Genomic DNA, 6,834 nt, shown 5'->3' with positions numbered 1-6,834 from the left:
CAGCGAATCAAAAATTTCGCTCGACTGCGAATAGTTGTAGCTGCTGCCCACGGCCGGATCGAAACCGGCTGCCGGCAACACATCACTGGCCGAGCTTAAGTTCAGCGAAAACGCCACTTCCGTTGATGCCTCTGCCGGTATATTGGCCGCTTCAATTTTCAGGTCGGTTAACACACCCGGCACCAGGTTACCCTGCGCATCAATGCCGTAACCCTGCAGGCGGTTGCCGCTGCTGTTAATAATGTTCTGATCTTTGTCCAGATCAAAGCGGCCAGCCTGGGTGTAGGCCATACGGCCATTTTCTGACACGACAAAAAAGCCTTTGCCGGTAATGGCTAAATCCAGCGCCGAACCGGTGCTGACAACACCGCCTTCGCGGCTGAAATTTTCTTTGATGTCACTGACATCTACGCCACCACGCTGACCACCGTTATAGACGGCGGCAAACTCAGCGCTGCCACTTTTAAAACCAGCGGTACCAGAGTTAGCAATATTGTGACTGGTTACTTCCAGTGCTTTCTGTGTCGTTTTCAGGCCGCTTAAGCCGATATTGAACATAGACATAGTAAAATCCTTAGCTGTTTCCACCCAGCGCCAGCTGGTTGGTATCCAGCAGCGAATGATTACCTAAACCATTAATCTGTAAAATAATGTCGTCTTTATTGCTACCCAGCGACACCCGTTCCACTTCACCGCTAAGCAGGGTTGTCAGCGGCTGCGGCTTACCAGCGATGATGGCATCAGCCTGCACGTAGTAACCGCCTGCTGCCTGCTCATCAAACGCGAAACGCAGCGTACCCACGCCGCTGTAAGCCAGGCTTTGTTGTTGCATCAGCTTGCCTTCGGCGTTATACAGCCGCAGTTCAACAGCGTCTGCTTCACCCCCCAGGTTAATGGCGCCTTTAATCTCGCCACGCTGCTCCAGCACTATGCTGTCTGCGGCAACATCCACCTGCTGGCCGATTAGCCCGGTAGCCTGCAGTGCCTGCTGACTGGCCTGCAGTTCCAGATTTTTGCCTGAATCAATTTTCAGGCTTTGCAGGCTTTCCACATTGGCAAATTCTGCCAGCTGGCTGACATACTGGGTGCCATCCATCGGATCCAGCGGGTTCTGATGGCTGATCTGTGCCACCAGCAGTTCAAGAAACATGGTTGATAAGCCTTCAGCGTTATTGCCATTACCGGCGATAGCGTTGCTGGCGGCGTTGTTATTGCTGGCACCTAAGCCACTGATTGCACTCACGCTGTTACTCCTTTACTGCTGGCCAAGACGCAGCACACTTTGCTGCATACTGGACACCCGGCCCATCACTTCAACTGACGTCTGATAGCTGCGTGACGCAGCCATCATGTCCGCCATTTCTTCCAGCACGTTGACGTTGGAATAAAATACGTAGCCGTCAGCGTTTGCCAGCGGGTTATTCGGCTCGTAGCGCTGCTCTACCGGCCGGCTGGAGCTGGTAATGCCCAACATCTGTACTTCTGCCGCCAGGCTTTGCTGTTCGGTAGTCTGTTTGTACAACGCAGCAAACACCGGCTTTAATGCCCGGTAAGCACCGGCTTCTGTACTGGCTGCGGTGTCAGCGTTGGCAAGGTTAGAGGCGATAGTGTCAAGCCGCATCACCTGGGCGCGCATTGCACTGCCGCTGACATCGTAAATGCTGTTAAAAGACATCCTTATTCCCCTTTAATGGCTTTTTGCAAGCCGCTGATTTTCATATTTAAAAATGTCAGGCTGGTTTGAAAATCCATAGTGTTGGCAGCGAAGTTTGCCTGCTCAATATTCAGCTCTGCCGTGTTGCCATCTGCCGAGGCCTGGTAAGGTGTGCGGTACAGTAGCTGATGGCCGTCTTCGGCTGTCGTCAGCGGCCGGTTCTGGCCGTGCTCTACGCGGTACGCCACGTCCTGCATGATTTGCTTGTAATTGATATCCCGCGCTTTAAAACCCGGTGTATCGACATTGGCCAGATTGCCTGCAATAATTTCGGCTCTGTCCATGCGCAGTTGCAGTGAAAACGGGTGAACACCGAGCGCTTTATCAAACATGTGCAGATTACTCACTTAGAAACAGGTTGCCATTGCTGTCATTGGGTTTTACAAGCTCTGTGCCACATTTTAAAAGTGATATTTATCAATGAATTACCCAACACCTTCATCTCTTGTCCGGCCAAAAGCGGAAGCGTTACTTCCGCAGCGGAAGCGTGGTACTTTCCTTGCGGTCACGCTGATGGTTCTGCTGTGGCTCTCAAGCGGCACAGTGCTGGCAGTGCCGGTGGAAACGGCGCTGAAACAGCAGGTTGAATCAGAGCTTACGCAGTATCTGCAGCAGCTCGGTGTCAAAGCGCAGCGACAGGACATTCAGCTCAGCCTGCCCGGCTCGCTCGATGAGCGAAACTGCAGTGAGCTTGACATTAAAAGGCCACAGCAAAGCGAGCCCCCACTGGGCCGGCTCAGTTACAGCCTGGCCTGCACGGCCCCTAAACGCTGGCAAAGCCGCGCTGTGGCACAGGTAAAACTGTGGTTACCGCTGGTGGTGACAACCAGAACACTGGAGCGCGGCGAAGTACTGAGCGCCGACATGTTGAGCATACAACCGCAGGAAGTCAGTACCCTGCGCCACGGGCTGGAATTCTCTGCTGCGCCGCTGCTGGGCATGATAGTAAAGCGCCGCATCAGCGCGGGCGATGTGGTTAGCAGGCACTTGCTGCAAGCGGCGTATCTGGTGCAAAAAGGTGCTCAGGTTACGCTGCATTACCGTGGCGATGGCTTCGCCGTCAGTACCAGCGCCATCGCCCTTAGCGACGGTGTACTGGGCGAGCGTATCAGCGTGCAGAATATCAGCTCCGGTAAGGTGCTGGATGCCATCGTTACCGCAGAAAATAACGTCGAATCTGCACAGAAATAAATTTAAGTTTTACCGCCAGGGCGCCGCTTATTATTAACAGAGCAGAATTGCAGGAACCCCCAGTATGAAAATTGAGCCTAAACACAGCTTGCAGGTGAACCCGGTAAACCGGCTGACACAAGAGCAGCAAAACCCGGGCACGGCGAAAGCAACAGCCAGCCCAGCCGGAGCCGACACCCCGGCCAGTAATGTCAGTGGTGCCAGCCGCGCGCTCGAACAAAGCTTTGCCAATATGGCCAGCCACGACGGTGTCGATATGAATAAAGTGCGTCAGTTGCAGCAAGCCATTGCCCGGGGTGAGCTGGTGCTGGACGAGGATGCGCTGGTCAACGCTATTGTGGATATGCATAAAAAATGAGTGCCGAGCTGCTGAAGCATTTTATCAGCAGTTTGCAACAGGATGTGCAACGGCTGGACACCCTGAGCCAGTTACTGGACCAGCAATACGAACTGATGAGCCGGCGCAGCAGTGAGCCGCTGCAACAGTTGAATCAACAAGCATTACAACTGATGACAGCGGTACAACACAGCCACACTGCGCGCGACAGCTTGTTGCAGCAGTTTGGTTTACCCAACACGGCTGCCGGTTTACGCCAGTTAGTCAGCCGGTTACCGGCACCGCTGCAGCATGGTACCCGCCAACTGCTGCAGGAGCTGACGTTAAAATCGCGCTTATGTCAGGCCAAAAATGAGAAAAGCGGTAAATTACTGGCCAGCCAGCGCCAGCTGATGCAGAAACTGACCGGCCTGCAAAGCCGCACCAGCTACCCTGCTATGCCATTGTAACCCTATAACGGGCTTGCCACTGCAGCCTGGCAGTGGCATGCTCAGTCAGGTTACCAGCCAATATTCAGCTGCGCACCGCCGCAGTATGCCAGGCAGTCAACGTTGAGGTTCAGGTGCATCTGTTCGTTTTATTACCCTTACCGCTTATTTTACTGTTGTACTGGCAGTTTCCGGCGCAGCTGACGGCTGTCAGTGCGTTATTTCCTGCATTGGTTTACGCAGCCATAGGGCTGACGGCGGCACTGGCCAGCCTGATGCGCCAATGGCACTGGCTATACAGTTTGTGCTTGCTTGGCAGCCATTATCTGGTGGTGCAGCAGGCACTGCAACGCCCGTTAAGCGACGAGCGCACTTTAGCGCTGAGTGTTTTTTTGCCGCTGTGTTTTACCATTATCGCCCTGCTGCTACAGTTGCAGCATAAACCGCAATTGCTAACCAAACGTGGCCTGGCGCTGCTTGCAGTGGTGCTACTGGCGCCACTGACGCTGCTCTGGTTACCGCTGGCTAGTTGGCAGGCCGCCCTGCCATTGCCAGCGGCGTTTTTTCAGCCGGTGTCAGAGCGCTTTTTATTAGGTTGGGGCCAGTTATGGTGGATAGCCGTCGTCGCCAGTTGCTGGCTGGGCCTGTTGAACTTTTACGCGGCCAATAGCCAGCGCTGGGGCCAGTTTGGTGCCTGGCTGGCCGTAATGGCGTTCTACCTGTTTATCCAAGAGCCCGATATGTCGGGCTGGATGACGCTCGCCGCCTGTTTAATCCTGCTGCTAAGCCTGAGCAGCCAGATGCTGCAACTGGCCTACATTGATGAGCTGACCCAACTGCCCCAACGCCGTGCGCTACTCAGCCATTTGAGCCGGCTGGGCCGGCGTAGCGCGATCACCATGCTGGATGTTGATCACTTTAAAAAGTTTAACGACACCTATGGCCACGATGTTGGCGATCAGGTTCTAAAGCTGCTGGGTTCAGTACTGGCCAGCGAACGCGGTCTAACCGCTTACCGTTATGGCGGTGAAGAGTTTACGCTGGTGTTCAGCCACAATAAAACCGAGACCTTGGCAGAAAAACTGGAACAGGTACGGGCCCGCGTCGCCGACTACCCGCTGGTGATCCGCCAGCAGGACAGACCGAAAGACAGTAAAAGCGGCAAGCAGCAACGCGGCAGTAATGCGGGCAGCAAAACCGTGCACGTAACAATCAGCCTGGGCTGCGCTATCCGCCGAAGCGGCGAAAGTACCGAACAACTGCTAAAACGCGCCGACGAAGCGCTGTACAGCGCGAAAAAAGCCGGTCGTAATCAGGTGGCGTTTGCGCGCTAAGCTAACGCCCCCAAATCGGATTTGTTAACGACTGACCGTATTAACTATGCTAAAATCGACGCCATATTAAACAGATAACAGGTGTAAATCAGCAAGATGGCGCGTCGCACCAAAGCCGAAGCCGAAAGTACCAGAGCAGCTATTTTAGATGCCGCTGAAGTATTGTTTTTTCAGCATGGCGTTTCCCGTACTACGCTGGAAAAAATCGCGCTGGCCGCGAATGTCACGCGTGGCGCTATTTACTGGCACTTTCAGAATAAAGCCGATTTATTTAACGCCATGCTGGAGCGGGTACGGCTGCCATTTCACCACCTGCTGAATGAAGTTGATAGCAACCCGTCTGACGACCCTTTTGGCCAAATCCTCGAACTGTTTACTAACGCTCTGCAGCTTATTGCCAGCAGCGAACAGCACCACCGCGTACTGACGATCGTATTTCACCGCTGTGAGTATATCGACGAGCTAAACCCGGCCGTTACCAAGCAGGATGAGCTGGATGAGCAAACAGTCGCGGTACTGCAGCGGGCATTGGAACGGGCAGAACAGATGGGATTGCTGCGTGAGGGTATATCGCCGCGGCTGGCCGCTTTTTCACTGCATATGTATATCGGTGGTATTATCAGCAACTTTCTACTGAAACCACAGCAGTGTGATTTGCATAAACACGCTGGCGCTTTGATAGATGTGATGCTGCAGGGTTTGAAAAAGGCATAAAAAAACCGGCTGCTCGCGTGGGGTTGAGACAGCCGGCAAAGGTACAACCTGTTGGCAGCATTACTGCTGCCGTTAATGCGTGTTACACAGTTTTAATATCCGACGCTTTCGCGCCAACCAACTTCATGATCACCAGATAAAACACCGGCACCAGGAATACCGCCAGCACCGTGGCCGAAATCATCCCGCCCAGTACACCGGTACCTATTGCATTGCGGCTGGCTGAGCCCGCACCCGAGCTGATAACCAGTGGCAGTACGCCAAGCGAGAACGCCATCGATGTCATAATGATTGGCCGCAGCCGCAGCCTTACCGCTTCCAATATTGCGGCCGTTAATTCTTTACCCTGCTGCTGCAGCTCGCGGGCAAATTCAACTATCAAGATAGCGTTCTTCGCCGCCAGCCCCATCGTCGTTAACAGGCCGACCTGGAAATAGACATCGTTACCGAGGCCGCGCATATAAGCAGCCGTCAACGCACCGACAATACCCAGCGGCACCACCAGAATAACGGCAAAAGGCACGCTCCAGCTTTCATACAGCGCCGCCAGACACAGAAATACCACCAGAATTGATAACGCATACAATGCTGGTGCCTGTGAGCCGGACAGCTTTTCCTGATACGAAGTTGCCGTCCATTCAAAACCTATACCCGGCGGCAGCTGGCTGATCAGTTGCTCCATCGTCGCCATCGCATCACCCGAGCTGGTGCCTGGTGCCGGTTCACCCTGGATCTCCATCGCCGACACACCGTTATAACGCTCTAAACGCTGCGGGCCATAGATCCAGCGGCTGCTGGAGAACGAGGCAAAGCTGACCATGTCACCATCGCTGTTACGCACGTGCCAGCGTTTGATGTCTTCCGGCGTCATACGAAAATCGGCTTCTGCCTGCACGTACACCTTTTTCACCCGGCCACGGTCAACAAAGTCATTCACATAGGTAGAGCCCCAGCCAATCGCCAACGTCTGGTTGATATCGCGCAGTGACACACCCAGCGCCTGGGCTTTTAGCTGATCGACGTCAATTTGTAACTGTGGCGCATCTTCCATACCGTTGGGGCGCACACTGACCAGATTAGGTTGTTGCGCCGCCATACCCAGCAGTTGGTTACGGG

At 54.2% G+C, this 6,834-nt stretch carries 10 protein-coding genes; 5 read left to right on the top strand and 5 right to left on the bottom strand.

Annotated features, from left to right (window positions below; all coding sequences use genetic code 11):
• The 4 genes from VIN66_RS17605 to flgB form a co-directional block, all read right to left on the bottom strand.
• On the bottom strand, window positions 1–564 hold a 564-nt coding region (locus VIN66_RS17605), incomplete at its 3' end, for a flagellar hook-basal body complex protein (protein WP_331925201.1).
• Between the two features lie 10 nt (window positions 565–574).
• Window positions 575–1,243 (bottom strand): flagellar hook assembly protein FlgD, encoded by a 669-nt coding sequence (locus VIN66_RS17600; protein WP_331925200.1) that lies wholly within the window; start codon window positions 1,241–1,243, stop codon window positions 575–577.
• Between the two features lie 12 nt (window positions 1,244–1,255).
• On the bottom strand, window positions 1,256–1,675 hold the full coding sequence (gene flgC, locus VIN66_RS17595; protein WP_331925199.1) for a flagellar basal body rod protein FlgC: 420 nt from the start codon (window positions 1,673–1,675) through the stop codon (window positions 1,256–1,258).
• Window positions 1,676–1,677: 2 nt separating this feature from the next.
• Complete coding sequence (flgB, locus tag VIN66_RS17590) at window positions 1,678–2,061, bottom strand: flagellar basal body rod protein FlgB (RefSeq protein ID WP_331925198.1); 384 nt, start codon at window positions 2,059–2,061, stop codon at window positions 1,678–1,680.
• A gap of 73 nt (window positions 2,062–2,134) precedes the next feature.
• On the opposite strand from flgB, the gene flgA reads away from it, so the two are divergent.
• The 5 genes from flgA (at window position 2,135) to VIN66_RS17565 (ending at window position 5,718) form a co-directional block, all read left to right on the top strand.
• Window positions 2,135–2,905, top strand: a complete 771-nt coding sequence (flgA, locus tag VIN66_RS17585; RefSeq protein WP_331925197.1) for a flagellar basal body P-ring formation chaperone FlgA — start codon at window positions 2,135–2,137, stop codon at window positions 2,903–2,905.
• 64 nt (window positions 2,906–2,969) lie between these two features.
• A complete protein-coding gene (flgM, locus tag VIN66_RS17580; RefSeq protein WP_331925196.1) occupies window positions 2,970–3,263 on the top strand; it encodes a flagellar biosynthesis anti-sigma factor FlgM in 294 nt (97 codons plus the stop codon).
• Window positions 3,260–3,691 (top strand): flagellar export chaperone FlgN, encoded by a 432-nt coding sequence (gene flgN, locus VIN66_RS17575; protein WP_331925195.1) that lies wholly within the window; start codon window positions 3,260–3,262, stop codon window positions 3,689–3,691. Before flgM ends, flgN begins: the two co-directional genes overlap by 4 nt.
• A gap of 32 nt (window positions 3,692–3,723) precedes the next feature.
• Window positions 3,724–5,004, top strand: coding sequence for a GGDEF domain-containing protein (locus tag VIN66_RS17570; protein ID WP_331925194.1), 1,281 nt, complete (start codon window positions 3,724–3,726; stop codon window positions 5,002–5,004).
• 96 nt (window positions 5,005–5,100) lie between these two features.
• Window positions 5,101–5,718 carry a TetR family transcriptional regulator gene (locus VIN66_RS17565; protein ID WP_331925193.1) on the top strand — a complete coding sequence of 206 codons (618 nt, stop codon included), beginning with the start codon at window positions 5,101–5,103 and terminating at the stop codon, window positions 5,716–5,718.
• Between the two features lie 82 nt (window positions 5,719–5,800).
• Here the strand turns inward: VIN66_RS17565 and VIN66_RS17560 are convergent.
• Window positions 5,801–6,834: efflux RND transporter permease subunit (locus VIN66_RS17560; protein WP_331925192.1), on the bottom strand; the 1,034-nt coding region annotated here is incomplete at its 5' end.

This window comes from Rheinheimera sp. (assembly GCF_036568245.1).
In the GTDB taxonomy this organism is placed as follows: domain Bacteria; phylum Pseudomonadota; class Gammaproteobacteria; order Enterobacterales; family Alteromonadaceae; genus Alishewanella.
The sequence above is the reverse complement of the archived record's forward strand: the minus strand, read 5'-3'. Positions and strand labels throughout refer to the sequence as shown.

What these genes read in the sequence shown, in the direction of transcription:
- flgA (WP_331925197.1), top strand. Translation starts at nt 2,135, where the DNA reads ATGAATTACCCAACACCTTCATCTCTTGTCCGGCCAAAAGCGGAAGCG.
- VIN66_RS17565 (WP_331925193.1), top strand. Translation starts at nt 5,101, where the DNA reads ATGGCGCGTCGCACCAAAGCCGAAGCCGAAAGTACCAGAGCAGCTATT.
- flgN (WP_331925195.1), top strand. Translation starts at nt 3,260, where the DNA reads ATGAGTGCCGAGCTGCTGAAGCATTTTATCAGCAGTTTGCAACAGGAT.
- flgM (WP_331925196.1), top strand. Translation starts at nt 2,970, where the DNA reads ATGAAAATTGAGCCTAAACACAGCTTGCAGGTGAACCCGGTAAACCGG.
- flgC (WP_331925199.1), bottom strand. Translation starts at nt 1,675, where the DNA reads ATGTCTTTTAACAGCATTTACGATGTCAGCGGCAGTGCAATGCGCGCC.